Here is a 22474-nt window from a genome sequence, read left to right on the forward strand (position 1 = left end):
TATAAGGGCGGACATATTTGGCCGGCATCAACCTGGCATCGTGACCTAGCGATGCGAGTTTGCGGCTCAAATGATGTGCGCCGACGCAGGCTTCCATGCCGATCAGGCAAGGCTGCATATTGGCGAGCCGCGCCTCCACCTGGCCACGCGACCACTTTTGCCGCAGCACGATGGCGCCGCGCGTATCGTGGCCCACGACGTGGAACGAGTTTTTGCCGATATCGATGCCGATCACGGCGATCGCAGTACTGGGTGTCTGGGACATGGCGTGCTCCTTGTCTTGGCGCCCCTGGCCAGCTTATCGCTGGCGGGGCAGGAGCACGGCCGGACCATCCCATTAGCGGGGCTCGAATCTGATGCGCCTTCGTTGTGATACAGCGTGCGCACCACAACGAAAAGCCCGCACTCGATGCATCTTTAATGTGTGCTTGGCAACGGAAGGAGATGAGACCATGGCCGTAAATGCTTTGTCGGACCTTACGCGGCTGATTAACGGTTATCAGGTTTCGCAGTCCATTCACGTGGCGGCCCGGCTTGGCATAGCGGACCACCTTAGTCGCGGGCCCCTAAGCAGCAACGAACTGGCTCAGCTCAGCGGATCGCATCCGAGGACACTTTATCGGCTCCTGCGGGCGCTGGCTTCAGTCGGTGTTTTCCATGAGGCCGAGAACAACACGTTCTCGCTCACCTCGATGGGCGAGTGTCTTCGTTCCGACTCGCCGACCCCACTCGACGGCTGGGCTGCATATGTCGGCCGACCTTATGCTTGGCAGGCCTGGGGCCATCTTGAACACAGCGTCCGCACCGGCGAGAGTGCCTTTCAGCATCTCAATGGTCAGAGCGTATGGGAGTATCGCAGCACCCGTCCAGATGAGAACGCGATCTTCAACCGAGCCATGACGGCCAATTCTCGCGGCGCCATCGAAGCTATTATCGCCGCCTGCGATTTCAGCAGCTTTCGTCACGTCGCGGATATCGGGGGAGGTGAAGGCCAACTGCTGGCGGGAATTCTCGCCGCAAACAAGGGCCTGCGCGGAACGCTGTTCGACCAGCCGCACGTGGTTGGCAAGGCCGCCGAAGTTTTGAACCAACATGGTGTCGCTGACAGATGCGAAATCGTCGGAGGCAGTTTCTTTGAAACCATCCCGGAGGGAGCTGACGCCTATGTTATGCGAGCGATTATCCACGATTGGGACGATAACGAAGCGATCGCTATCCTGAAGGCCTGCCGCCGCGCTATGACGGCTGATGCCAGATTACTCCTCATTGAACGTGTGGTAGAGCCCCCGAACGAGGGGCCGATCTCGAAGTTCAGTGACCTCAACATGCTCGTCATGCTCGGGGCGCTTGAACGGAGCTACGACGAGTATTCCGCGCTATGTCGAACGGCCGGATTTGAGATGCGCGGCACAGCTCGCGCAGGCTCGCACTTCCAGGTCATGGAGGCAGTTCCCACTTAGGCTGACCGGTGCGGGACCTTGCTTCACGGCCGCAGGGGCACGCATCCGATGTGCTTTCATACCTGATGTCTGATTATGGCCGTTGCTGACCTACGCTCAGAGGGCCGTCTTCTTCTGACTGGCCGCTCAATCCGTCCCGTACCTCACGCTCATGTGTCCAGAGAAGGCCGCCGCCATTATTGAAGTACGATCGTAATTTGATATTATGAGCGTAATGGCATTGAAGCTGAGCCTCTGGTCTACGGCAACAGCGAACTGCCGCACACGCTTTTCGCGAGGACTCTATGAACGACCTTACCGCCGCTTCACGGCGCATGGCAGCGCAAGAACTTACGGATGACTCGCTGGGGGTCGTGTCCGCGGCCGCAGCCATTCGCAATGGCGAAATCACTTCAGAAGCTTACACCACAGGACTTCTGCAGCGTTCGCGAGCGCTTGCCGAACTCAATGCCTTTATCACCATCGACGAGGACGCGGTGCTGGCGGCCGCGAGGGATGCGGACAAAGCACGTGCGGCCGGATCGGCGGCTCCGCTGCTGGGCGTGCCGTTCGGGGTAAAAGACAGTTATTTGACGAAGGGGCTACCTACGAGCCTAGGCCTCGATAGCCTCGCCCATTTCGTGCCGCGCGAAGATGCGGACGCTGTCCGTGCCATCAAGCGCGCGGGCGCTCTGTTATTCGGGAAGAATAACCTCGTCGAGATGTCCTACGGCTTGACCGGTCATAATGCACGTTACGGGCAGGTGAAGAATCCGTACGCACGCGATCGTGTGTCGGGCGGCTCGTCGAGCGGCTCCGCCGCAGCGGTGGCCGCCGGCCTCGTTCCGGCGTCGCTGGGCGGTGACACCGTTGGGTCAATCCGGGTGCCCGCATCGTTCTGTGGTGTCGTGGGGTTCAAGCCGACGACCGGACGTTGGCCGCGCGATGGCGTTGCTCCGATCTCCCATACGCTCGACACGACGGGCGCATTCGCGCGAAGCGTCGAGGACTGCATTTTGCTCGATCAGGTCATGACGGGTGAACAAGCGGCCGCCCAGTCCTCCAATGGCGGCTACGATCTCAAGGGAGCTCGACTGGCTTTCGCGCCCCGACAGTTCCTCGAACTGGTGGACACGGATGTCGAGATCCGGTTCCGCGAGGTGATCCGGCGGCTAGCGGACGCTGGCGCCGAAGTGGTTGAGGTCGACCTTGGCGACGATTTCAACGCCCTGATCCAAACCGCGACATGGGGAATCTTCGCTCACGAGACGATGGGCGCGATTTCGGAATTCCTTCGCCGCCATGACATTCCGACCACGTTCGAGGCGATCTATGACGGGCTCAAACCTCAACTTCGGCAGGCGTGGGGACACATCGCCTTACCGGGCGGTGCGGGTGCTATCTCGACAGAAGCCTATCAGACTGCGCTCAACGTGAGCCGGCCTGAAATCCAGCGCCGTCTCGACAGGGCGTTCGTCGCTCATGGAGCGGACGTCATTCTGCAGCCGACGACGCCATGCACCGCGCCCTTAATCGAGGAGCAAGCGACCGTCCATATCGCGGGGCAGGAGGTCAGCTATCTTGCCTTGGCAAACCACACCGTGTCGGCGAGCAGCGTGGGGTTGCCGGGTGTCAGTCTTCCCGTCGGCCTTTCTCGCGCCGGACTGCCAATTGGCCTGGAGCTTGATGCTTCGCTAGGTAGCGACCGGACGCTTCTGGCCCTTGCACGCAAGATCGAAGGCGTTTTTGGTAACGGGCCGATCGCGATCTAGCGGCGTGATCCATAGTGGCTGCGGGATATTGGTGGAGTTGCGAGAAAATGCGCTTCGAGAAAGGTCACAAGGCGGAGACACGACGGCACATCGTCGACGTGGCATCGAAGTGCATGCGCCGGGACGGCATCTCCGCAACGGGAATTGCGGGGATCATGGGCGAAGCCGGCCTCACCAAAGGAGCCTTCTCTCCGCACTTCGAGTCCAAGGACGAGCTTGTTCGCGAAGCGCTGGGCAGGGCGCTGGGCGAACAGCAGCATTGCCTTGAGCAAGATCAGCTTAAGGGCAGCGATCTCGAAGGCACGATACGCCGGTATCTGAACCGCGCCCACCTTGAAGGCGCCGCAGACGGGTGCCCTTCCGCGGCATTGCTTCCGGAAATCGCCCGTCAACCCCTGTCCACCAGGCGAGATTACGAGAAAGCACTGCATAGCTACGTCACGGCCCTGGCCGCACTGCTTCCCGGCGAAGATTCCGTCAAAAAGAACCGGCTCGCGACGGCCATCTTCGGCCTCATGGTGGGCACCTTGCAGTTTGCGCGCGTAGTGCCTGACGCTGCCAAAGCGCGGCAGATCATGGAAGGTGGCGTGGAGGCCGCGTTGCACTTGGCGCGGGCTCCATCACCCTAACGTCAGGAACCGCGCGGAGGGGCTCAAGCCGGCATGCCGCGTGTCCCAAATAACTAAGTCCGCTTCTGGCCCATCGCGGCCCAGAGGATGCTCGTCTCGGTGCCGGCTGTCGAGTGTAGACCGGAAGCGGGTCGCGTCGCTCTGGACCGCCGATTTTGACCCAAAGGCGACAAACCCCGATTGCTGGCCTGCTCGTATACAGCTCGCCATTTGTGGGTTAGGTTCCGAAGTTGTCATGTGCCGCACGTAGCTGATCCGTCAGCGGTCTGGAGCTGGTCATGCAGCCGATAAACGAGGTCCCATTCGAGACGACCCTGGCTGAATGTGTCGAAGAAATGCTCGACGCCTGTACGCGATGCGGGAAATGCGTCGAGGCATGTCCGAGTGTCGAGCCGGCCGGCATCTTGGGGACAAAGTCCGAAGACATCATCGGTGGCATCCTCGAACTGGTACGGACCGGCAACGGCCCCGAAGCGTCGCGCAAATGGGCGCAGTCCTGCATGCGGAGCGGGGCATGCATCAAGGCGTGCGACTATGGCGTCAATCCGCGTTTCTTGCTGAGCATGGCGCGGCTTGGCATCGCGAAGTCGGACGATGAGCTTGCCGAACGACGCCGACTGGGTGTCGAGAAGTACCGCGAGGGAAGTCGTGGAGTGAGCGTGCTTTCGCGCCTGCAACTCGATACGGACGTGCTCGAACGACTGGGTCAGAAATCGGCGTCGGTCTCCACGCCCGTTGAGGCGCCGGATTTCGTGTTTTACACCGGCTGCAATGTGCTCAAGACGCCGCACATCGCCTTGCTTGCCCTCGATATCATGGATGCGCTCGGCGTCAATTATCAGGTGATGGGCGGACCAAGCCACTGTTGCGGCATCCTCCAACTCAAGTCTGGGGACGCAGAGATGGCCGGTCGTATGGGCTCGAGCACCATGGAAAAGCTGTCGCACTCTAACTCGGGACAGGTGATCTCCTGGTGCCCGTCGTGCTACGTCCAGTACACAGAAACCATCCTGCCAACGGTGGAGCGGCAGCGCGGCTCCCGCCCGTTCGAGATGAGCCCGTTCATGCGCTTTCTCGGTGACCGGCTGGCGCAGCTAAAGCCGCACCTTCAGCGCAAGGTCGAAATGCGGGTCGCGCTGCACAAGCATCCCGGCGTGGCCGGCGTCGTGGAAGCCGCCGCTGAAATCCTGACGACGGTCCCCGGTATCGAACTCGTCGATCTGAACCAGCCGGCGGTGGGTTTGCAGAGCGTGGATGTCGGCGTACTTCCAAAGTTCAAGCGCGAATTGCAGCTTATGGAACTTGAGGCGGCGCGCGATGCAGGTGTCGATGCACTGGTCGCGGTCTATCATTCCGATCATCGCGAATTGTGCGCGCACGAGCGCGACTGGCCATTCCGCATCATAAATATCCTTGAAGTGGTTGGCGAAAGCATGGGCCTGCATCGGCACGATCGCTACAAAGAGCTCAAGATCATGCAGGACGCCGACCAGATCATCGCCGACTGTAGCGACCTGATCGCAAAGCACTCGCTTGATCCCAACAATGCGCGTGACGTCGTGGTGAAGGTGCTGCTTGGCGACCAGCCGCTTCCCCTGAGGAGCGGCGCGCTCCCAGAGCCGCGCGCTGGGGGTGTGGCGCCGTCGTAGCAGCTTGACGTCGCTTATTGGCCCATCGCGACATACTGCGCTGCCGCACGAACTTGGTCGCTCTAGGAGCAAAGCGGACGTGGTCACCAGTCACGTTCATAGCTACACGCCCTGGTCCGGATAGGGCGTGCCGTCCTTGTGGACGAAGCGGCCGTCGGAATTGGCGCTCATCATGTCGATGTCCGAGCATGTCGTGAGATCGTCAGGCGCGCGTGAACCGACTTCGAGATAGACGGCAACCGCATTTGAGCGGTTGATCATGTGGTGGCCGTTGCCGGTTGCCTTCGGGAAGGCGGCGCAGTCGCCCGCGCGCAACACGGTTTCGCCCTGGTCCTCGATCAGCACCACTTCGCCTTCGAGCACGTAGACGAACTCGTCCTCATGCGAATGCCAGTGCCGCTGGCTCGACCAGTTGCCCGGCGGCAGGCGCATCAGATTGACGCCGAAATCGGCAAGGCCGCCGGCATTGCCGAGCCGCTTGCGGATGCGCTCGGCGCACGGGGCATCGAAGGGAGCTGGATAGCCCGAGCCCTTGCGGGCCGGGACAGTGGCGATGTCGATCTTGGGCATGGGAGCGTTCCGTTCGAAATCCGAGCATCGAAAGCGCACCGGATCGGCAGCCTGCGCCATGATCGGCGGGCGTCCGAACAGATGCGGTCAAGCTCGTGGGATGATGCCATTCTGCCAGTGTTTTGCCCGACGGAGCAACCGTTTCCCGGCAACGCAAGCCGCGGGCCTCGTAAGTCATTGATCCCACAGCGGCCGGCTACTGTGCATGGGGTTGTTTTCGAAACTTTTTGCTGGCAGGTCACAAAAGCGTGCGGCAAAAATGATGTGCCGCTGTCGGCCGGCGCAGTTCCCATTCGTCTTCCACCCAGACAAATCTGACGGGAGACCAAGAGATGCTTCGTTCCCACTATCGCTGGGTGATCGTCGCCGCAGGCGGCCTGCTCGGCTGCGTCGCGATCGGCGGCATGTTCTCGCTGCCGGTGTTCCTGCAGCCGATTGCCAAGGACACTGGCTGGTCGGTGACCGGCATCTCCAGCGCGATGACGATCGGCTTTCTGGCGATGGCCTTCACCAGCATGGCCTGGGGCACGGCAACCGACAGGTTCGGACCGCTGCCGGTGGTGCTGACCGGATCGACCGTGCTGGCGCTGAGCCTGTTCGCCGCAAGTCATGCGACCTCGCTGATCGTGTTCCAGTTCGTGTTTGGCCTCCTGGTCGGCGCGTCCTGCGCGGCGATCTTCGCGCCGATGATGGCGACGGTCACCGGCTGGTTCGACACGAATCGCAGCCTCGCGGTGTCACTGGTCTCCGCGGGCATGGGCATGGCACCGATGACGATGGCGCCGCTCGCGGCCTGGCTCGTGTCCGGTCATGACTGGCGCACCTCGATGCAGATCATCGCGCTGGTGGTCGCCGCCATCATGATCCCGGTCTCGTTCCTGGTGCGCCGTCCACCCGCGCTCGCGCAGGCCGCGGCAGCACCAATGGCGGAGGGGGCTGCGCAGAGCGAGATGTCGATGGGCGAGGCGCTGCGCTCGCCGCAATTCTTCATTCTGCTTGCCACCAACTTCTTCTGCTGCGCCACCCATTCCGGCCCGATCATCCATACCGTGTCCTATGCCATCAGCTGCGGTATCCCGCTGGTCGCGGCGGTGACGATCTACAGCATCGAGGGGGTTGCCGGCCTCGGCGGGCGCATCGCCTTCGGGCTTCTCGGTGATCGCTTCGGTGCCAAGCGCGTGCTGGTCTCGGGGCTGCTGCTGCAGGCGTTCGGCGCGCTGGCCTACGTCTTCGCCCAACAGCTCGCGACGTTCTACGCGGTCGGCGCCATCTTCGGCTTCATCTATGCCGGCACCATGCCGCTCTATGCGGTGTTGGTGCGCGAGAACTTTCCGCTGCGGATGATGGGGACGGTGATCGGCGGCACGGCGATGGCCGGCAGCCTCGGCATGGCGACGGGCCCGCTCGCCGGCGGCCTGATCTATGACGCGTTCTCCAGCTACGCCTGGCTCTACATCGCCTCCTGGGCGATGGGCTTAGGGGCCTTCCTGATGGCGATGACGTTCCGGCCTTTCGCCAAGCCGCAAGGGGAGGTGGCGCCGGCGGCGGCATGAACGTGAGATCGAGGCGCGGCGTCAGAGCTGCGTCTCGATCGCTGTCTTGTCGATGATCGACCACACCTGCCGGATCTTTCCCTCGCGGAATTCGTAGAACACGTTTTCGCAGAAGGATACGCGCCGCCCGTTGACGGCAAGTCCAAGGAAAGTCCCCACGGGCGTGCAATCGAATCTCAGCCGCGCCGCGATCCCGGGTGGGTCCGACGCCAGCAGTTCGACGTTGAAGTGCAGGTCCGCGATCTCGCGAAAATCCTGCTCCAGCATCGCGCGATAACCGGACAGCCCGAGCGGCCGCGCGTTGTGGACGACGTCGTCGTGCACGAACTGTCCGAGCGCCGGCCAATCCTGCCGGTTCAGGCAGGCGATGTAGCCGTGATAAATGGCGGCAAGCTCGTTCCTGGTCACGGCGGGTTCCTTCGGCTCAGCCGCGCCGCTGCACGTGCTCGATCAGTGCGCGCAGTTTCGGCGCGACGTTGCGGCGGCTCGGATAGTAGAGATAGAAGCCGGCGAAGGAGGCGCAATAGTCCTCCAGGATCGGCACCAGCTCGCCGCGTGCGATCGCAGGCCGGAAGCTCGCCTCCATGCCGAAGGTGATGCCGGCGCCGGCCACGGCGAGCTTGATCATCAGCGCCATGTCGTTGGTCGTGATCTCGGGCGCGACCGCGACGCTGAACTCCTTGCCGCCGTCGGAAAACTCCCAGCGATAGGGCGTGACGTTCGGCGCCGGACGCCAGCCGATGCAGCGAAACGCTGCGAGCTCGGACGGGTGCGAGGGCACCCCGAAGCGATCGCGAAAGGCCGGCGCGCAGACCGCGAGCTGGCGTTCGTCGCCGGCGATCGGCAGCGCGATCATGTCCTGCTCGATCACCTCGCCGAGCCGCACGCCGGCATCATAGCCGGCCGCGACGATGTCGAACTCCGCGTCGGTCACGGTGACGTCGAGCTGCACCTGCGGATTGGCTTCGGCAAAGCCGGCAAGAAACGGACCGGACAGGAAATGCTCGGCGATCGAGGAGACCGCGAGCCGCAACAGCCCGCGCGGCCGTCCACGCAGCGCCTCGGTGTTGCCGAGCGCGGCGCGCATGTCCGCAATGGCAGGGGCGATCTCCGCATGCAGCCGCTCGCCGGCCTCGGTCAGGCTGACGCTGCGCGTCGTGCGCTGGACCAGCGCGATGCCGAGCGTTTCCTCCAACCGCCGGATGGTCTGGCTCACGGCCGAGCGCGTCACGCCGAGACGGTCCGCGGCGGCGCGAAAATTCCGCTCTTCGGCGACCAGCGCAAAGACGGCGAGGGCGTTGAGGTCGGTTTCCATCGGTTAGCGCAGCTTGCCAGCGTGGTTAGATATGATCGTCTTATCACAGCAAAGGCGTCGGTCCATCTTCCCGCAATCACTCCGAACGCGACGGGAAGATCCTCATGCCAATCGATAAAGTCATTCTCATCACCGGCGCCTCCAGCGGCATCGGTGCAGGCATTGCACGCGAGCTGGCTGCGGCCGGCGCCAAGGTCCTGCTGGGCGCGCGGCGCGCCGACCGCCTGAAGGATCTCGCGTCCGAGCTGAACGCGGCCGGCGGCACGGTACTCGCCCATCCGCTCGACGTCACCGACCGCGCCAGCGTCGCCGCCTTCGCCGATGCCGCGCGCGGCGTCTGGGGCCGGGTCGACGTCATCGTCAACAATGCCGGCGTGATGCCGCTGTCGCTGATGGCTTCGCTGAAGGTCGAGGAATGGGACCGGATGGTCGACGTCAACATCAAGGGCGTACTCTACGGCATCGCCGCGGTGCTGCCGGAGATGGTGGCGCGCGGTTCCGGCCATGTGATCAACATCGCCTCGATCGGCGCCTTGAGCGTGTCGCCGACGGCGGCGGTCTATTGCGCGACGAAATATGCGGTGCGGGCGATCTCCGATGGCCTGCGCCAGGAGCACGACAACATTCGCGTCACCTGCATCCATCCGGGCGTGGTCGAGAGCGAGCTCGCCGATACCATCACCGACCCCGTGGCCGCAGCGGCGATGAAGACCTATCGTGCCGTCGCGCTTCAGCCTGACGCGATCGCCCGCGCCGTGCGCTTCGCCATCGAGCAGCCCGACGATGTCGACGTCAACGAGATCGTCGTGCGTCCGACGCGGACGACCTAGAGCCGCTTTTCGAAGAACAGGTCCGGGTAGGGATCGTCGTTGAAGCGCGGAATCTCGCGCCAGCCGGTGGTGCGGTAGAGCTGGCCGGCCTCGGGCAGCGCGCTGTTGGTGTCGAGCCGCAACAGGGCGATACCGAGCTCGCGCGCTGCGTCCTCAGTCGCGTCCATCAGACGCCGGCCGAGCCGCAGCCCACGTGCGGCCGGGGCGACCCAGAGCCGCTTGATCTCGGCATAACCGTGATCGGTTCCCTTCAGGCCCACGCAGCCGATCGGCAGCGTGTCCGACATCGCGACAATGAAGGTGCCGCGCGGCCGGCGCATGTCCTTGGCGTCAGGATCGCGCGACAGGGACACGTCGAAGCCCTGCTTGAAGCGGCGACCGAGCTCGGCATAGTACTCGCCGAGGCAATAGCGTGCCTGTTCGGATTGAGGATCGCTCTCATTCAGCGAAACGCGCTCTCGCGTCAATGCGGATGCGATCAGGTCCATCGCCGCGAGCAAGGCCTCGCGCTGCGCATGCTGCGCTAGGAATCCCTCGGCCTGGGCGTTCGAGAGCGCCTCGTAGGCAGCGAACTCGCGCCGGCCAGTGCGCGTCAGCTTTGCCACGCGGCGGCGGGCGTCGTCCGCATGCGTACTGGTCTCGACCACTCCCTCGTCCTCGAGGCTGCGCAGCAGCCGGCTCATCAGGCCGGAATCGAGCCCGAGATAGTCGCGGATCTCGGCGACGTCCGAACGCCCGTGCCCGATCGCATTGAGCACGCGCGCGGCACCCAACGGGCGCCCGCGCCCAAGAAACGAACTATCGAGTGCGCCGACGGCAGAAGTGACGGCACGGTTGAAGCGGCGGACGCGGGAAACTGGGTTGAGCATGATGTCTGACTTTAGTCAGATATCATGCGCGGGTCAATCGGAACGGCCGGCTCACTGCGCCAGCGTCAGCAGCGGCTTGTCCTTGGCGACGGTATAGGTCGCAAGCTCGCTCGCGGCCTCAGCGCCGACATTCTTCGCCGCATGCACCGTGCCGGCGGGGATGAACAGCACGTCCCCAGCTTTCAGCGTGACCGGCGGATTGCCCTCGACGTCGTATTCGATGGCGCCCGTGAGCACGTAGATGATCTCTTCGCCTGGATGAGTGTGCCGGCCGAACGCCACGCCGGGAGCGAGGTCGACGCGTACCTGCACTGCCTCGCGCCCGGGCGAGCTGAGATCGCGGCGCTGCAGGTCGGTGCGCGTGACGCCGGCCTGGGCGGCCGCGGCCGGCAGGGTGAACAGGTTTGCCGCGAGCAGGACCGCGCTCGACAGCGCGCGCAGGGTTCGCAGACGACGATGGCTCATGGTCGGCTCCTTGTGGTGAGTACGTTGTCCGCGCCGCGCGGGCCCGGCCGATCCCGGCCGGTCCGCGTCGTGGCGCTTCAGACGAGGGTGGTGGTCACCTCGATGTTGCCGTGCACCGCCTTGGAGTAGGGGCAGATGCCATGTGCGGCCTCGATCAGTTCCTGCGCGACCGCGCGATCGACGCCGGGGACGCTGACGTCGAGACGCGCGCGCAGGAAGAAGGCGCCGCCGGCGTTGTTCAGGTCGATCGCGGTGTCGACCGACGGCTCGCTCGGCAGCTTGACCTTGCGCTGCGCAGCCGCGAGCCCGAGCGCGCCGAGATAGCAGGCCGACCACGCGGCGGCGAACAGGTTTTCGGCGGCCGGGTGCGGCTGGGCCAGTTTGACGTTCAGGAACCCGTCGCTGGACTGCGCGGCGCCATCGGCGCCCGAGGTGACGTGGGTCTTGCCAGTGAAGAGAACCTTTGCAGCGGAGGTCATGGTCGTATCCTTCGGTTGGATTATTAATCGTATCCGATCTAATCGGATGCGTGTCGAAATAGTCCCACTGCATTCCGTGGTCAAGCTCTTCCGATTTAATCGGATGCGATTTATATAGGTCCGCAGATCACGAATTGCGGAGGTTCCCGTGGCCCGTTCCCCCAAAACTGCCGGCAAAGGCCGAAAACTCTCGAATTTCCTGTGCTTTGCCGTCTATTCGGCCAATCTCGCCTTCGGCCGGGCCTATAAGCCCCTGCTGGACAAGGTCGGGCTCACCTACACCCAGTACATTGCCCTGGTGGCGCTGTCGGACGAGGACGAGCAGACCGTCAGCGCGCTCGGCGAGAAGCTGTTCCTGGAATCCAACACGCTGACGCCGATCCTGAAGAAGCTCGAGCAGATGGGGCTGATCAAGCGCCACCGCGATCCCGCCGACGAGCGGCAGGTGCGCCTGAGCCTGACGCCTGCGGGGCGCAAGCTGATCGAGCAGGATCTCGGCGGGTCGCTGATTGAGGCGACAGGTCTTGGCGACGATTTTCCGGTGGTGCAGAAGACGGTGAGCGAATTGCGCGACAATCTGCTGCGTGCGACCAAGGCCGATGACTAGCTCATCGAGACATTACAAAAGGGGAGTTTCCGCCACGGCACGCCTCGTCGCCGAGGCCGGACCCCAGCACGGGAGAACATCGTGAGCAATGCGAGTGAAGTGGCGGACCGGTTGATCGCAGCGAGAAGCAGCGGACAGGCGGTCGACTGGCGCGACGTCCTCCCGTCGGATCGTGCCGGCGCCTACGCGATCCAGGATGCCACGCTTGCCCGGATCGGTCCGGTCGGCGGCTGGAAGGTCGGCGCGTCGGGCCCGGACGCCGAGCCCGTCTGCGCGCCGCTGCCTGCGTCCGGCCTGCTTGCCTCCGGCGCGCGGCTCGGTCCGGACTTCCGCCTGCGCGGTGTCGAAGTGGAGGTCGCGCTCCGGGTCGGGCGAGCGCTCACCGCTGACGACGCCGCGTTGTCCGATCGCGAGCTGGCACGTGCATTCGATGCGGTCTATGCCGTCATCGAGGTGGTCGAGACGCGCCTCGAGGATTGGACGAACAGCGCTCCCCTGGCCCAGCTTGCGGATTTGCAGAGCCACGGCGCGTTGCTGATCGGAGCAGCCTCGACAGTCAGCCCTGCTTCCGTCGATCTCAGGAGCGTCGAGGCGGATCTCTCCATCGGTGAAGACATCAGCCGGCGAACCATTGGAGGCAATCCCGCAGGCGACATCTGGCGTCTGCTGCGCTGGCTCATCCGCCATTGCGCGGACCGAGGTGTGCCTCTCTTACCGGGCCACATCGTCACAACCGGTTCGTGCACCGGCATGGTCTTCACAGAGGCGGGGACCAGCGCCCGCGCACGCCTTGTGGGGTTCGGCGAGGTTGCCGTCGACTTCTGAGCTGGAAGAATGAAGGTTCAGCATCGTCGCGACCGCGGGGATGATCACGCCGGCGGGGCGAGCCCCAGCGTCTTGCGGGCCTTGCGCGTCAGCCTCGCCACGATCAGCGCATGGGCCTGCACCAGATAGGCCGTGAGCTCGGCGTCTGGCAGCGCGTTGTTGCTGACGAGCTGTATCCATTTGGCGCGGGCGAGATACGGTGCCGGCCGCGCCAGGCCGTGCTCGATCAGCATCCCGTAGGCCATGTCCGAGACCTTGAACATGTAGCCGCCGGAGCCTGCGGCAAAGCCGCCGCCGAGCGCGAACATCTTGCCGCCGACCTTGAATACCGAAGTGCCTTCCCACTGCACCACCTTGGTGGCAGCGGGCAGGCGCAGGCAGCGCGCTTCGAAGGTTTTCGGAGTCATGGCGCGAGCGATAGCACGCCAAACCCGGCTTGCAAGGCCGCCAGCTAGCGGCCGAGCGCCGCGAAGGCGGCGATGGTGCGGTCGACTGCGCTGTCGCCAATGTGGCGATGGGTGACGAGCCGGAGCTGCGAGGGGCCGCTCGCCTGCACCAGGATGCCGTGCTGCTTCACGCCCTCGGCCCATGCGGCGGCGTCGCGCGCACTTGCGGAGACGTCGACGCGCAGGATGTTGGTCTGCACGTGGTCGGGATCGGCGAGTGCCGGGTCGAGCCAGCTCAAGGCCGCGGCGAGCCGCTTCGCGGCCGCATGATCCTCGGAGAGGCGGTCGATCATCGTCTCCAGCGCAACGAGGCCCGCGGCCGCGACGATTCCGGACTGGCGCATGGTGCCGCCGACGAGTTTTCGCAAGGCTCTTGCCCTTGTGATGACATCGTTGGAGCCGCAGAGCAGGCTGCCGACCGGCGCGCTCAGTCCCTTGGACAGGCAGAGCATGACGCTGTCGGCGTGCGCGGCGATGTGCGCGGCCGGGACGCCGAGCGCGACCGACGCATTGAACAGGCGCGCGCCGTCCAGATGCACGGGAATCCCGCGTGCCTGCCCGAGCGCATGAATGCGCGTCATGTGCGCCAGGGGCAGCACGGCGCCGCCGGCGCCATTATGCGTCGTCTCCATCGCGATCAGGCCGGGGCGCTCCGACGAGCGGATCGCGTCCGCGAGCGCCGTCTCGTCCATTGCGCCGCGGCGTCCCGGCACGGGTTTGGGCAGGAGGCCCGCGATCGTCACGACGCTGCCGAGCTCGGAGTTGAGCAGATGCGCACCGCCATCTGCGAATACGTCCGCGGCGCGCTCGGTATGGGCGAGCATCGCCAGCAGATTGCCCATCGTGCCGCTCGGCACGAACAGCGCGGCCTTCTTGCCGGTCAAGGCGGCGCCGCGCACCTCGAGCGTGCGGACCGTCGGATCGCCCTCGCGGCCGTCGTCGCCGAGCGGGGCGCGCTGCATGCGCTCCAGCATCGCCGCGGTCGGCAGCGTGACGGTGTCGCTGCGCAGGTCGACGATGCCGTCGCTGCCGCTCTCTTGCGTTGCCATCAGGCGTCCTGCACTTGCAGGCCGACTGGCGCCGGCTGGATCTCATCGGCCACGTCGCCGGCAAAGCGCTCTACCAGCTTCACCGCAACCGTGTTGCCGAACACGTTGATCGCGGTGCGGCCCATGTCGAGGAAGGCGTCGACGCCGGCGATGATCGCCAGCGCCTCGATCGGCAGCCCGATCGCCGACAGCACCATGGCAATCGCAACCAGCCCGCCGGAGGGAACGTTGGCGCTGCCCTTGCTCGCGATGGTCGTGACCATGAGGATGGTGAACAGCGTCGACCAGGTCAGCGTCACGCCATAGGCCTCCGCGAGGAAGGTGACGGCGAGCGCGAAATACATGATGGCGCCGTCGCGGTTGAAGGCATAGCCGAGCGGCAGCACCACCGAGACGATGCGCTCCGAGGCGCCCATCGCCCGCAGCTTCTCCATGTGCAGCGGCAGCGTCACTTCCGAGGAGCGGGTGGAGAAGGCGAGGATCATCGGCTCCATCACCGCTTTGGTGACGGCAATCGGCTTCTCGCCGATCGCAAGCAGCATCAGCCAGAAGATCGCGACCATGATGGCAAGGCCGAGATACATGACGCCGACGAGCTTTGCGAGCGCGACCACGGTGGCGAGACCTTGCGTCGCGAACAGCCAGGCCATCACCGCGAAGATCGCGATCGGGGCGAGCGAGGTGATCCATTTGGTGATCTTGAACATCGCCGCCATCACCGCTTCGAGCACGGCGACCATGGGCTCGCCGACCTTGCCGACGGAGGCGAGGGCCAGGCCGAACAGAATGGCGAAGACGAGCGTCGGCAGGATCTTCTGCTCGGCCATCGCCGCCACGATGTTGGAGGGGATCATGTCCATGAAGAACTTGATCCAGTCGACCGACACCGCGAGGTTTTGCGGTACCTTGCCTGTGGCGGCCAGCGGCGCGCCGGCGCCCGGATGGAAGGCGGCGTTGAGCAGGAGGCCGATCAGGATCGAGATCACGGTGGCGAGGTAGAAATAGCCGAGGCTGATCGCGGCGACGCGGCCCAGCACCTTCAGCTCGCTGCCCATCCGGTAGAGGCCGAGCGTGACCGCCGCGAACACCACGGGAATGACGATCATCTTCACAGCCTCGACGAAGGCGGTGCCGATCGGCCGCAGGCTCGCGCCGACATCGGGCCAGAGCAGGCCGACGCAAAGACCCAGCACCAGGCCGAGCAGCATCTGGACCACGAGGGGCAATCTGAGCAGCGGCCGGATCATGCGTGATGATCTCCTTGTCCCGGATATTGCGTGCGGATGGCGCCGAGCGCGGTGAGGCGCGCCTCGAAGGCGGACGACAGATGCCGCCACATGCGCTGCTGAGCGGCATCGGGATCGTGCGCTTCGATGGCCGCGTAGATGTCGAGATGCTCGCTGACGGCCTGGCGCGTACGATCGACGCTGTATTGCCGCATCTTCTGCAGGGCGAGGCCGCTCTGCGCGCGCAGATTGTCGTAGGACTGCGCCAGCCGGCCGTTGCCGGTGGCGCGAAACAATTCGTCGTGGAAGGCCCAGCCGACCTGCTGCGCTTCCTCCACATCGAGATTCTCGCGCGACTGAATCCTGCGCAGTTCCTCGGCGCATCGGCGCAGCGGCTCCGTCGGCCCGCGCGTCGCGGCCAGATAGGCGGCCATGCCTTCGAGCGCGAGCCGCAATTCGTGGATCTCGCGGAGATCGTCGAACGACATCTGGCGCACGAAGGTGCCGCGCATCGGATGGATGGTGAGAAGGCCGTCTTTGGCGAGCGCCTTCAGCGCCTCGCGGATCGGGGTGCGGCCGAGCGCGAGCCTGCTCGACAGGCTGCGCTCGGAAAGAGGCTCGTCGGGCCCGAACTCGCCTGACGTGACGAGGTCGCGGAGCAGCGAATAGGCGCGATCGCGCTCGAGGGAGGTCATGGGCATAACTGACATACCAGCGGTATGTCACGGGTATGTCAAGCTTGGCGACTGGTTTTGCTGGTGAAACCGACCCCAAGCCAAAGTCACGGGCTTGTGCCTTGCATCTCTGATCTCAAACATATCTTACGATATATCTAACAATGGAGATGCCAGATATGTTTCGAGACAAGCACCACGACAGGCACGGCCGCGAGGAGCACGAGTTTCGCTTCGCGTTCGCCATGGGTCGGCACGGCGGCGGGCGGCATCGCTTCGGCCGCGGCGGCCACGGCTTTTTCGGGCGCGGCGGCGACGACTTTCCCGGCGCACGTCGGCTGTCCTCGCAGGACCTTCAGCTCGTGATCCTGGCGCTGCTCGCCGAAAACCCTGCACACGGCTATGAGCTGATCAAGATCATCGAGGAGCGCTCCGACGGCTTCTACACGCCGAGCCCCGGCGTGATCTATCCGGCGCTGACCTATCTCGAAGAGGTCGGCCACAGCAGCGTCCAGCAGGACGGCGGGCGCAAGCTCTACAGCATCACACCGCAGGGCGAGGCGCATTTGGCCGAGAACCGTTCGACCGCGGATGCGATCCTTCAGGCGCTGTCGCGGATCGGGCGCCGCATGGACGAGGTGCGCGAGGCTTTTGCCGGCGTCAGCGATCTCGACGCTGGTGCCTCCGATGAACTGCACCGTGCCCGTCATAACCTCAAGCGCGCGCTACGCAGCAAACACGGCAGCGACGCCGCCGAGGCCCACCGCATCGCCGCGATCCTGGATCGCGCCGCTGCGGAAATCCTCGGCAAGTGATGGAGGACGCCACGCATGAATGATCGGCCCCACAGTCCGATTCAAGATCCGCGCGTCAACACCGTGATCGCGCGCCTGCAAGGCGCGCGGCAGCGTCCATCGGGCGGCGGGCCGCGCGGCTCGTCTAGCAGCCGCGATCCCCATGCCTACGCCGAGCAGGGCTTTTCGATCCATCCCGAGCAGGGCGAGTTGATCTATCTGCTCTGCCGCGGTCTGCGCGCCACGCGCGTCGCCGAATTCGCGACGTCGGTCGGCATGTCCACGCTCTATTTCGCGGCGGCGCTCCGCGACAATGGCGGCGGCACCGTGATCGGCTCGGAGATCGTGCCGGCCAAGGTCGAGACCGCCAGGCGCAATCTCGCGGAGGCGGGCCTTGCCGACTACGCCGAGATCCGCGAGGGCGATGCGCGACAGACGTTGCGCGATCTCGGCGGTCCCGTCGACTTCGTTCTGATCGATGGCTGGCCGGGCGAGGGAGGTCCTTCGCTGGCGCGCGAGGTGATCGAGATCGTCGCGCCGCAGCTACTGATCGGCGGCTACGTCATGAACGACAATGCCGAGCCCGACTACCTCGACTTCATCCGCGATCCCCGAAACGGCTTCGTCTCGATGACGCTGCCGCTCAAGGCCGGCACCGAGCTCAGCCTGAAGGTGAAGTGAGATATTGTAGCCGGGGTGAGCGAAGCGATACCCTGGACCGCTGCGTCCGGTGGCACGATTCCCGGATGTCGCTTTGCTCACCCGGGCTACAAGGCCTTGCGAGCTACAGAAGCAGGCCGGTGCCCCTTGCTCCGTCATTGCGAGCGTAGCGAAGCAATCCAGACTGCCACTGCGGAAAGATTCTGGATTGCTTCGCTGCGCCCGCAATGACGGTGCTGAAGCAGTAGGGCGCGATATTTCCCGGCCTTCGCCGGGACGACCCCGTTGAGAGAGTAGAGCGCCGCTTTGTGAGTTGTACCTGAGCCGCAGGCGGGTACGATGCGCGCGAGGTTCCCGCCGAAGGCGGAAGCCGGAGCTGCGACAGGGAGGCGACATGAGCGGGCAGGACCACAAAGTGAAGGGATCGGACCTGTTTGTTGCGGCCCTGGAGAACGAAGGCGTCGACCGCATTTTTGGCGTTCCCGGCGAAGAAAACCTCGATCTGGTCGAATCGCTTCGCAACTCCAGGATCGAGCTGGTCCTGACCCGCCACGAGCAGGCCGCTGCCTTCATGGCCGCTACGCATGGACGACTGACCGGCAAGCCCGGTGTTTGTCTCTCGACGCTCGGTCCCGGCGCGCTCAATTTGTCCACGGGCGCTGCCTATGCGCATCTCGGCGCGATGCCGATGATCCTGATCACCGGGCAGAAGGCGATCATGAGCAGCCGGCAGGCGCGTTTCCAGATCGTGGACGTGGTCGCCACCATGAAGCCGCTGACGAAGCTGTCGCGGCAGATCGTCAGCGCCTCCAGCATTCCGACCGTGGTGCGCGACGCCTTTCGCGTGGCGATGGAGGAGCGGCCGGGACCGGTGCATCTCGAGCTGCCCGAGGACATCGCGGGCGACGAGGTGTCCGCTGTCCCCGTGATCCCGATCCATCCGATCGAGATCCCCGTCGCCCATCGCGCCGCGCTCGACCGCGCCGCCGAGATGATCCTGGCGGCGAAGCGCCCACTGGTGATGATGGGCGCGGCAACCAGCCGGCCGCGCTCGACGCACGGCATCGCGAGCTTCGTGCGGCGCACAGGCATTCCCTTCTTCACCACGCAGATGGGGAAGGGCACCGTGCCCGGCGGCACCAATCTCTATATGGGGACCGCCGCGCTCTCCGAGCGCGACTATGTTCATGATGCCATCGACGCCGCCGATCTGATCGTGGCGATCGGTCACGACCCGATCGAGAAGCCGCCCTTCATCATGGGTCCGTCGGGGCCGAAGGTGATTCACGTCAGCTACACCTCGGCCAGCGTCGAGCAGGTCTATTTCCCCGATGCCGAGGTTGTCGGCGATGTCGGCCCGAGCCTGGAGCTTTTGGCCGACCGTCTCGAAGGCAAGTTGCCGCAGGCGGCGGTGCTGCTGCCGCTCAGGGAAGGAATCCTCAGCCACATCGCCGACCGCGCCACCGAGGCACGCTGGCCGCCGACGCCGCAGCGCATCGTGCACGACATCCGCCAGGTGATCCCGGAGAACGGCATCGTCGCGCTCGACAACGGCATGTACAAGATCTGGTTCGCGCGCAACTACCGCACCCGCGTCGCCAACACGCTGCTGCTCGACAACGCGCTGGCGACCATGGGCGCAGGCCTGCCGTCGGCGATGATGGCCGCGATGCTCTATCCCGATCGCCGCGTGCTCGCGGTCGCCGGCGACGGCGGCTTCATGATGAACAGCCAGGAGATGGAGACCGCGGTCCGCCTCAAGCTCAACCTCGTCGTGCTGGTGCTGGAAGACAATGCCTATGGCATGATCCGCTGGAAGCAGGCCGTCGATCACTTTGCCGACTATGGCATGACCTTTGGCAATCCGGATTTTGCGCTGTACGCAAAATCCTACGGGGCCAAGGGGCACCGCATCGCAAGCATCGACAGCTTTGGCCCGACGCTCGAGGCGGCGTTCAAAGAAGGCGGCGTGCACCTAGTCTCGATCCCGATCGACTATTCGGAGAACGTGCGCGTGCTCGTTGACGAGCTGCGCGCGCATGAGAAATCGAAGGCGTGATTGACGGCGCAAAGCTATCTCCACACCGTCATTGCGAGCGCAGCGAAGCAATCCAGACCGTCTCCGCGGAAAGATTCTGGATTGCTTCGCTGCGCTCGCAATGACGGAGGTCTCGGCAAAGATCTCCTGCTAACATGAGAACCACACTTGTGCCGCAGCCACTGATCTCCGACACTCTCATTCACTCAACCAACCACAGGACTATGAAATGACTCGCGTTCGTTGTGTCACCGAGATGGGCATGGGCGTCGACGTCCACGGCAGGGACGCCACCAAGGCGGCAAAGCGGGCGGTGTCCGATGCCATCAGGCATTCGAGCCTCGGCTTCTTCCGGATGATCGGCAAGACCGCCAACGACATGTTCGTCGATGTCACGATTGGAGTGCCCAACCCCGAGGCCGTGGACAAGGAAGCGGTTGCGAAGGAGCTGCCTTACGGCACCGTGACCGTGACTGCGGTCAAGGGCGGGCTGGAGATCCCCTCGGCTACGGAAGTTGCCAACGACCCGATCCTCATCGCCAACGCCGCCGTCATCGTCAGCTTCGACAAGGACTAGGCCGGTGTCCGACAGTGATGTGGCGCTGCTGGATCGTCCGATCTGGAGCGCGTTGACGACGAGCCAGAAGCACCTGGCTGAGGGCGGCCCGAAAGCGCTGCGCTATCCTATGGACATGACGCCCTTTGCCGACATGGTCGACATGTCCGCGGCAAGCTTTGCCGCGCTCGGCGATCTCATGTCGCCCTCGCAGGTCGCCGCGCTGTTCACGCCGGAGCCGGTTGACGTTCCCGCCGCCTTCAAGGTGGTGCTCGCCGACACCGGGGAGCAGATGATCGGCTCGCCCGCCGACAGTCCGCTCCGCGATGCCGAGATCGTCACGCTGGGAGCGGCCGACGTGCCCGCAATGATGGCGCTGACGGAGCTGACCAAGCCCGGGCCGTTCGCAGCCCGGACGCACCAGCTCGGTACATTCCTCGGCATCCGCGCCGGCGGCGAACTGGTCGCGATGACGGGTGAGCGGATGAAGCCGGGAAAGTTCGTCGAGATGACGGCGGTCTGCGTCCATCCGGACTATCGCGGGCGCGGCTATGCGCAGGCGCTGCTCGCGGCGGTCGCGCGCCGGATCGAGGCGCGCGGCGAAATTCCGTTCCTGCATGTGTTTTCGAACAACACCTCCGCGATTGCGCTGTACCAGCGGCAGGGCATGCGGATCCGGCGTCGCCTGCACGTTACCGCGCTGATGAAGCAGGGATGAGCGTTTCTCGGCGGGGCTTCATATCCGCCGAATTCGCGCTATATCGATCCCAACCATAATTTGGGGGAAACAGGTGGACGCCAGAACGACAGATTTTTCCGCCGCACGGACGGCAATGCAGCGCTACGTCGATCAGAAGATCATTCCGGGCGTATCCTGGGCGGTGCTGCGCGGCCGCGAGGTCGTCGATCAGCAATGCGTCGGCTTTGCCGACCGCGAAGCGAAGACGGCACTCCGGCCCGACCATATCTTCCGTGCGTTCTCGAACACCAAGATCTTCATCACCTGCGCGGTCATGCTGCTGGTGGAAGAAGGTCGCATCGGGCTCGATGATCCGGTCGAGAAAGTCCTGCCGCAGCTTGGCAATCGCAAGGTCCTGAAGCAGGGCGCAACAAGCCTTGCCGATGTCGAGCCGGCGAAGGGCCCGATCACGATCCGCCACCTTCTGACCCACACCTCCGGCCTCAGCTACGGCATCTTCGATCCCGGCACGGTGCTGTTCAAAGGCTACAACGAGGCGCGCGTGCTCAATCCGATGACGCCACTGTCCGACATGATCGACAAGCTTGCCGATCTGCCGCTGTCCTATCATCCCGGTGCGGGCTGGGAGTATTCAGTGGCCACCGACGTGCTCGGACGCATCGTGGAGGTCGTCTCGGGCAAGCCGCTCGATGCCTTCCTCAAGGCGCGCATCTTCGATCCCCTCGGCATGACCGACACCGGATTCTACGTCCCCGAGGCGCAGCAGGGCAGGCTGGTCGCGCTCTACAATGGCGCCGATGTGCTCGACCCGATGAAGCCAGGCCTCACGCGCGCCGACAATCTTCCCTTTCCGCAGGCCTATCGGCGGCCGTTCCCGCGGCTGTCGGGCGGCGGCGGTCTGGTCTCGACCTTGCCGGACATGCTCGCGCTGGTGCGCGCATTGTTGCCCGGATCGGATGCGCTGCTGAAGCCGGACACGTTGCGGCAGATGATGACGAACCAGCTGCCCGCAGGCCAGACCATCCGCTTTGCCAATCTCGGCCCGATCCCCGGCAAGGGTTTTGGTCTCGGCGGCGCCGTGACCTTCGCGCCGACGCCGTTCGATCCGCCGAACTCCACCGGCGAATTCCAGTGGGGCGGGCTTGCCGGCACCCATTGGTGGATCTGCCCACAGGCCAATACTGCGGGTGTCCTGATGGCCCAGCGCTACATGGGCTTCTGGAATCCGTTCTTCTTCGAGTTCAAGCGCCTGGCCTATCAGGCCGTCGGAGGCTGATCGCGAAAAAATTGCCGGCTGCCGCGAATCCTTTCGGGTCGTCGCGCCCTCTT

General features: G+C 64.6%; 24 protein-coding genes and 1 pseudogene. 14 read left to right on the forward strand and 11 right to left on the reverse strand.

Annotation, left to right across the window (positions count from 1 at the left end):
- Positions 1-265: pseudogene (locus tag IQ16_RS21875) on the reverse strand (IS110 family transposase); the annotation flags it as partial.
- A gap of 187 nt (positions 266-452) precedes the next feature.
- Here IQ16_RS21875 and IQ16_RS21885 point away from each other — a divergent pair.
- The 4 genes from IQ16_RS21885 to IQ16_RS21900 all read left to right on the forward strand — a co-directional run bounded on the left by IQ16_RS21885 (position 453) and on the right by IQ16_RS21900 (position 5489).
- Entirely contained in the window at positions 453-1460 is a 1008-nt protein-coding gene (locus IQ16_RS21885) for a methyltransferase (protein ID WP_018645817.1), read from the forward strand.
- 284 nt (positions 1461-1744) lie between these two features.
- Positions 1745-3211: an amidase family protein gene (locus IQ16_RS21890; RefSeq protein WP_018645818.1), complete on the forward strand. Its 1467-nt coding sequence runs from the start codon at positions 1745-1747 to the stop codon at positions 3209-3211.
- Positions 3212-3258: 47 nt separating this feature from the next.
- A complete protein-coding gene (locus IQ16_RS21895; RefSeq protein ID WP_018645819.1) occupies positions 3259-3840 on the forward strand; it encodes a TetR/AcrR family transcriptional regulator in 582 nt (193 codons plus the stop codon).
- A gap of 278 nt (positions 3841-4118) precedes the next feature.
- Complete coding sequence (locus tag IQ16_RS21900) at positions 4119-5489, forward strand: heterodisulfide reductase-related iron-sulfur binding cluster (RefSeq protein WP_145831751.1); 1371 nt, start codon at positions 4119-4121, stop codon at positions 5487-5489.
- 102 nt (positions 5490-5591) lie between these two features.
- Here IQ16_RS21900 and IQ16_RS21905 read toward each other — a convergent pair whose 3' ends face one another.
- Entirely contained in the window at positions 5592-6059 is a 468-nt protein-coding gene (locus IQ16_RS21905) for a cupin domain-containing protein (RefSeq protein ID WP_026312476.1), read from the reverse strand.
- A 332-nt stretch (positions 6060-6391) separates the two neighbouring features.
- Between IQ16_RS21905 and IQ16_RS21910 the strand changes: the two genes are divergently transcribed.
- Complete coding sequence (locus IQ16_RS21910) at positions 6392-7612, forward strand: MFS transporter (RefSeq protein ID WP_018646122.1); 1221 nt, start codon at positions 6392-6394, stop codon at positions 7610-7612.
- Positions 7613-7633: 21 nt separating this feature from the next.
- Here IQ16_RS21910 and IQ16_RS21915 read toward each other — a convergent pair whose 3' ends face one another.
- Entirely contained in the window at positions 7634-8020 is a 387-nt protein-coding gene (locus IQ16_RS21915; RefSeq protein ID WP_026312475.1) for an ester cyclase, read from the reverse strand.
- Between the two features lie 16 nt (positions 8021-8036).
- Positions 8037-8927 (reverse strand): LysR family transcriptional regulator, encoded by an 891-nt coding sequence (locus tag IQ16_RS21920; RefSeq protein WP_018646121.1) that lies wholly within the window; start codon positions 8925-8927, stop codon positions 8037-8039.
- Between the two features lie 104 nt (positions 8928-9031).
- Here IQ16_RS21920 and IQ16_RS21925 point away from each other — a divergent pair, with 104 nt between their 5' ends.
- Positions 9032-9757, forward strand: a complete 726-nt coding sequence (locus IQ16_RS21925; protein ID WP_018646120.1) for an SDR family oxidoreductase — start codon at positions 9032-9034, stop codon at positions 9755-9757.
- On the opposite strand, the gene IQ16_RS21930 is transcribed toward IQ16_RS21925, so the two are convergent.
- From IQ16_RS21930 to IQ16_RS21940, 3 genes are all read right to left on the reverse strand, one after another.
- Positions 9754-10626, reverse strand: a complete 873-nt coding sequence (locus IQ16_RS21930) for a bifunctional helix-turn-helix transcriptional regulator/GNAT family N-acetyltransferase (protein ID WP_018646119.1) — start codon at positions 10624-10626, stop codon at positions 9754-9756. The two genes, IQ16_RS21925 and IQ16_RS21930, sit on opposite strands and share 4 nt — an antisense overlap.
- 51 nt (positions 10627-10677) lie before the next feature.
- On the reverse strand, positions 10678-11091 hold the full coding sequence (locus tag IQ16_RS21935; protein ID WP_018646118.1) for a cupin domain-containing protein: 414 nt from the start codon (positions 11089-11091) through the stop codon (positions 10678-10680).
- 77 nt (positions 11092-11168) lie between these two features.
- Positions 11169-11570, reverse strand: a complete 402-nt coding sequence (locus IQ16_RS21940) for an Ohr family peroxiredoxin (RefSeq protein WP_018646117.1) — start codon at positions 11568-11570, stop codon at positions 11169-11171.
- A gap of 148 nt (positions 11571-11718) precedes the next feature.
- Between IQ16_RS21940 and IQ16_RS21945 the strand changes: the two genes are divergently transcribed.
- A complete protein-coding gene (locus tag IQ16_RS21945; RefSeq protein ID WP_018646116.1) occupies positions 11719-12177 on the forward strand; it encodes a MarR family winged helix-turn-helix transcriptional regulator in 459 nt (152 codons plus the stop codon).
- A gap of 81 nt (positions 12178-12258) precedes the next feature.
- Positions 12259-13002, forward strand: a complete 744-nt coding sequence (locus IQ16_RS21950; RefSeq protein ID WP_051123046.1) for a 2-keto-4-pentenoate hydratase — start codon at positions 12259-12261, stop codon at positions 13000-13002.
- A gap of 44 nt (positions 13003-13046) precedes the next feature.
- On the opposite strand, the gene IQ16_RS21955 is transcribed toward IQ16_RS21950, so the two are convergent.
- From IQ16_RS21955 to IQ16_RS21970, 4 genes are read right to left on the reverse strand one after another with little or no spacing between them, the layout of a single operon-like run.
- On the reverse strand, positions 13047-13409 hold the full coding sequence (locus IQ16_RS21955) for an MmcQ/YjbR family DNA-binding protein (protein ID WP_018646114.1): 363 nt from the start codon (positions 13407-13409) through the stop codon (positions 13047-13049).
- 44 nt (positions 13410-13453) lie between these two features.
- Positions 13454-14497: a threonine aldolase family protein gene (locus IQ16_RS21960; RefSeq protein WP_018646113.1), complete on the reverse strand. Its 1044-nt coding sequence runs from the start codon at positions 14495-14497 to the stop codon at positions 13454-13456.
- Positions 14497-15744, reverse strand: coding sequence for a dicarboxylate/amino acid:cation symporter (locus IQ16_RS21965; RefSeq protein ID WP_018646112.1), 1248 nt, complete (start codon positions 15742-15744; stop codon positions 14497-14499). Before IQ16_RS21965 ends, IQ16_RS21960 begins: the two co-directional genes overlap by 1 nt.
- Complete coding sequence (locus tag IQ16_RS21970; RefSeq protein ID WP_018646111.1) at positions 15741-16424, reverse strand: GntR family transcriptional regulator; 684 nt, start codon at positions 16422-16424, stop codon at positions 15741-15743. The genes IQ16_RS21965 and IQ16_RS21970 overlap by 4 nt, the downstream gene beginning before the upstream one ends.
- A 152-nt stretch (positions 16425-16576) precedes the next feature.
- Between IQ16_RS21970 and IQ16_RS21975 the strand changes: the two genes are divergently transcribed.
- The 6 genes from IQ16_RS21975 (at position 16577) to IQ16_RS22005 (ending at position 22421) form a co-directional block, all read left to right on the forward strand.
- Positions 16577-17212 (forward strand): PadR family transcriptional regulator, encoded by a 636-nt coding sequence (locus IQ16_RS21975; RefSeq protein WP_026312474.1) that lies wholly within the window; start codon positions 16577-16579, stop codon positions 17210-17212.
- A 15-nt stretch (positions 17213-17227) separates the two neighbouring features.
- Positions 17228-17872, forward strand: coding sequence for an O-methyltransferase (locus tag IQ16_RS21980; protein ID WP_018646109.1), 645 nt, complete (start codon positions 17228-17230; stop codon positions 17870-17872).
- A gap of 373 nt (positions 17873-18245) precedes the next feature.
- A complete protein-coding gene (locus tag IQ16_RS21990; protein ID WP_018646108.1) occupies positions 18246-19910 on the forward strand; it encodes an acetolactate synthase large subunit in 1665 nt (554 codons plus the stop codon).
- Between the two features lie 208 nt (positions 19911-20118).
- The gene (locus IQ16_RS21995; RefSeq protein ID WP_018646107.1) at positions 20119-20466 is read left to right on the forward strand and encodes a Lin0512 family protein; all 348 of its coding nucleotides are present in this window, start codon (positions 20119-20121) and stop codon (positions 20464-20466) included.
- A gap of 4 nt (positions 20467-20470) precedes the next feature.
- Positions 20471-21163, forward strand: a complete 693-nt coding sequence (locus IQ16_RS22000; RefSeq protein ID WP_026312473.1) for a GNAT family N-acetyltransferase — start codon at positions 20471-20473, stop codon at positions 21161-21163.
- A 73-nt stretch (positions 21164-21236) separates the two neighbouring features.
- On the forward strand, positions 21237-22421 hold the full coding sequence (locus tag IQ16_RS22005) for a serine hydrolase (RefSeq protein WP_018646105.1): 1185 nt from the start codon (positions 21237-21239) through the stop codon (positions 22419-22421).
- The last annotated feature ends 53 nt before the right edge of the window (positions 22422-22474 follow it).

The sequence above is a fragment of the Bradyrhizobium huanghuaihaiense genome (assembly GCF_007830635.1).
GTDB lineage: Bacteria > Pseudomonadota > Alphaproteobacteria > Rhizobiales > Xanthobacteraceae > Bradyrhizobium > Bradyrhizobium huanghuaihaiense.

Bases quoted from the DNA above. Each gene is read 5' to 3' on its own strand.
- IQ16_RS21885 (WP_018645817.1), top strand. From the start codon at position 453: ATGGCCGTAAATGCTTTGTCGGACCTTACGCGGCTGATTAACGGTTAT.
- IQ16_RS21890 (WP_018645818.1), top strand. From the start codon at position 1,745: ATGAACGACCTTACCGCCGCTTCACGGCGCATGGCAGCGCAAGAACTT.
- IQ16_RS21895 (WP_018645819.1), top strand. From the start codon at position 3,259: ATGCGCTTCGAGAAAGGTCACAAGGCGGAGACACGACGGCACATCGTC.
- IQ16_RS21900 (WP_145831751.1), top strand. From the start codon at position 4,119: ATGCAGCCGATAAACGAGGTCCCATTCGAGACGACCCTGGCTGAATGT.
- IQ16_RS21905 (WP_026312476.1), bottom strand. From the start codon at position 6,059: ATGCCCAAGATCGACATCGCCACTGTCCCGGCCCGCAAGGGCTCGGGC.
- IQ16_RS21910 (WP_018646122.1), top strand. From the start codon at position 6,392: ATGCTTCGTTCCCACTATCGCTGGGTGATCGTCGCCGCAGGCGGCCTG.
- IQ16_RS21920 (WP_018646121.1), bottom strand. From the start codon at position 8,927: ATGGAAACCGACCTCAACGCCCTCGCCGTCTTTGCGCTGGTCGCCGAA.
- IQ16_RS21925 (WP_018646120.1), top strand. From the start codon at position 9,032: ATGCCAATCGATAAAGTCATTCTCATCACCGGCGCCTCCAGCGGCATC.
- IQ16_RS21930 (WP_018646119.1), bottom strand. From the start codon at position 10,626: ATGCTCAACCCAGTTTCCCGCGTCCGCCGCTTCAACCGTGCCGTCACT.
- IQ16_RS21935 (WP_018646118.1), bottom strand. From the start codon at position 11,091: ATGAGCCATCGTCGTCTGCGAACCCTGCGCGCGCTGTCGAGCGCGGTC.
- IQ16_RS21940 (WP_018646117.1), bottom strand. From the start codon at position 11,570: ATGACCTCCGCTGCAAAGGTTCTCTTCACTGGCAAGACCCACGTCACC.
- IQ16_RS21955 (WP_018646114.1), bottom strand. From the start codon at position 13,409: ATGACTCCGAAAACCTTCGAAGCGCGCTGCCTGCGCCTGCCCGCTGCC.
- IQ16_RS21960 (WP_018646113.1), bottom strand. From the start codon at position 14,497: ATGGCAACGCAAGAGAGCGGCAGCGACGGCATCGTCGACCTGCGCAGC.
- IQ16_RS21965 (WP_018646112.1), bottom strand. From the start codon at position 15,744: ATGATCCGGCCGCTGCTCAGATTGCCCCTCGTGGTCCAGATGCTGCTC.
- IQ16_RS21970 (WP_018646111.1), bottom strand. From the start codon at position 16,424: ATGCCCATGACCTCCCTCGAGCGCGATCGCGCCTATTCGCTGCTCCGC.
- IQ16_RS21975 (WP_026312474.1), top strand. From the start codon at position 16,577: ATGTTTCGAGACAAGCACCACGACAGGCACGGCCGCGAGGAGCACGAG.
- IQ16_RS21980 (WP_018646109.1), top strand. From the start codon at position 17,228: ATGAATGATCGGCCCCACAGTCCGATTCAAGATCCGCGCGTCAACACC.
- IQ16_RS21990 (WP_018646108.1), top strand. From the start codon at position 18,246: ATGAGCGGGCAGGACCACAAAGTGAAGGGATCGGACCTGTTTGTTGCG.
- IQ16_RS21995 (WP_018646107.1), top strand. From the start codon at position 20,119: ATGACTCGCGTTCGTTGTGTCACCGAGATGGGCATGGGCGTCGACGTC.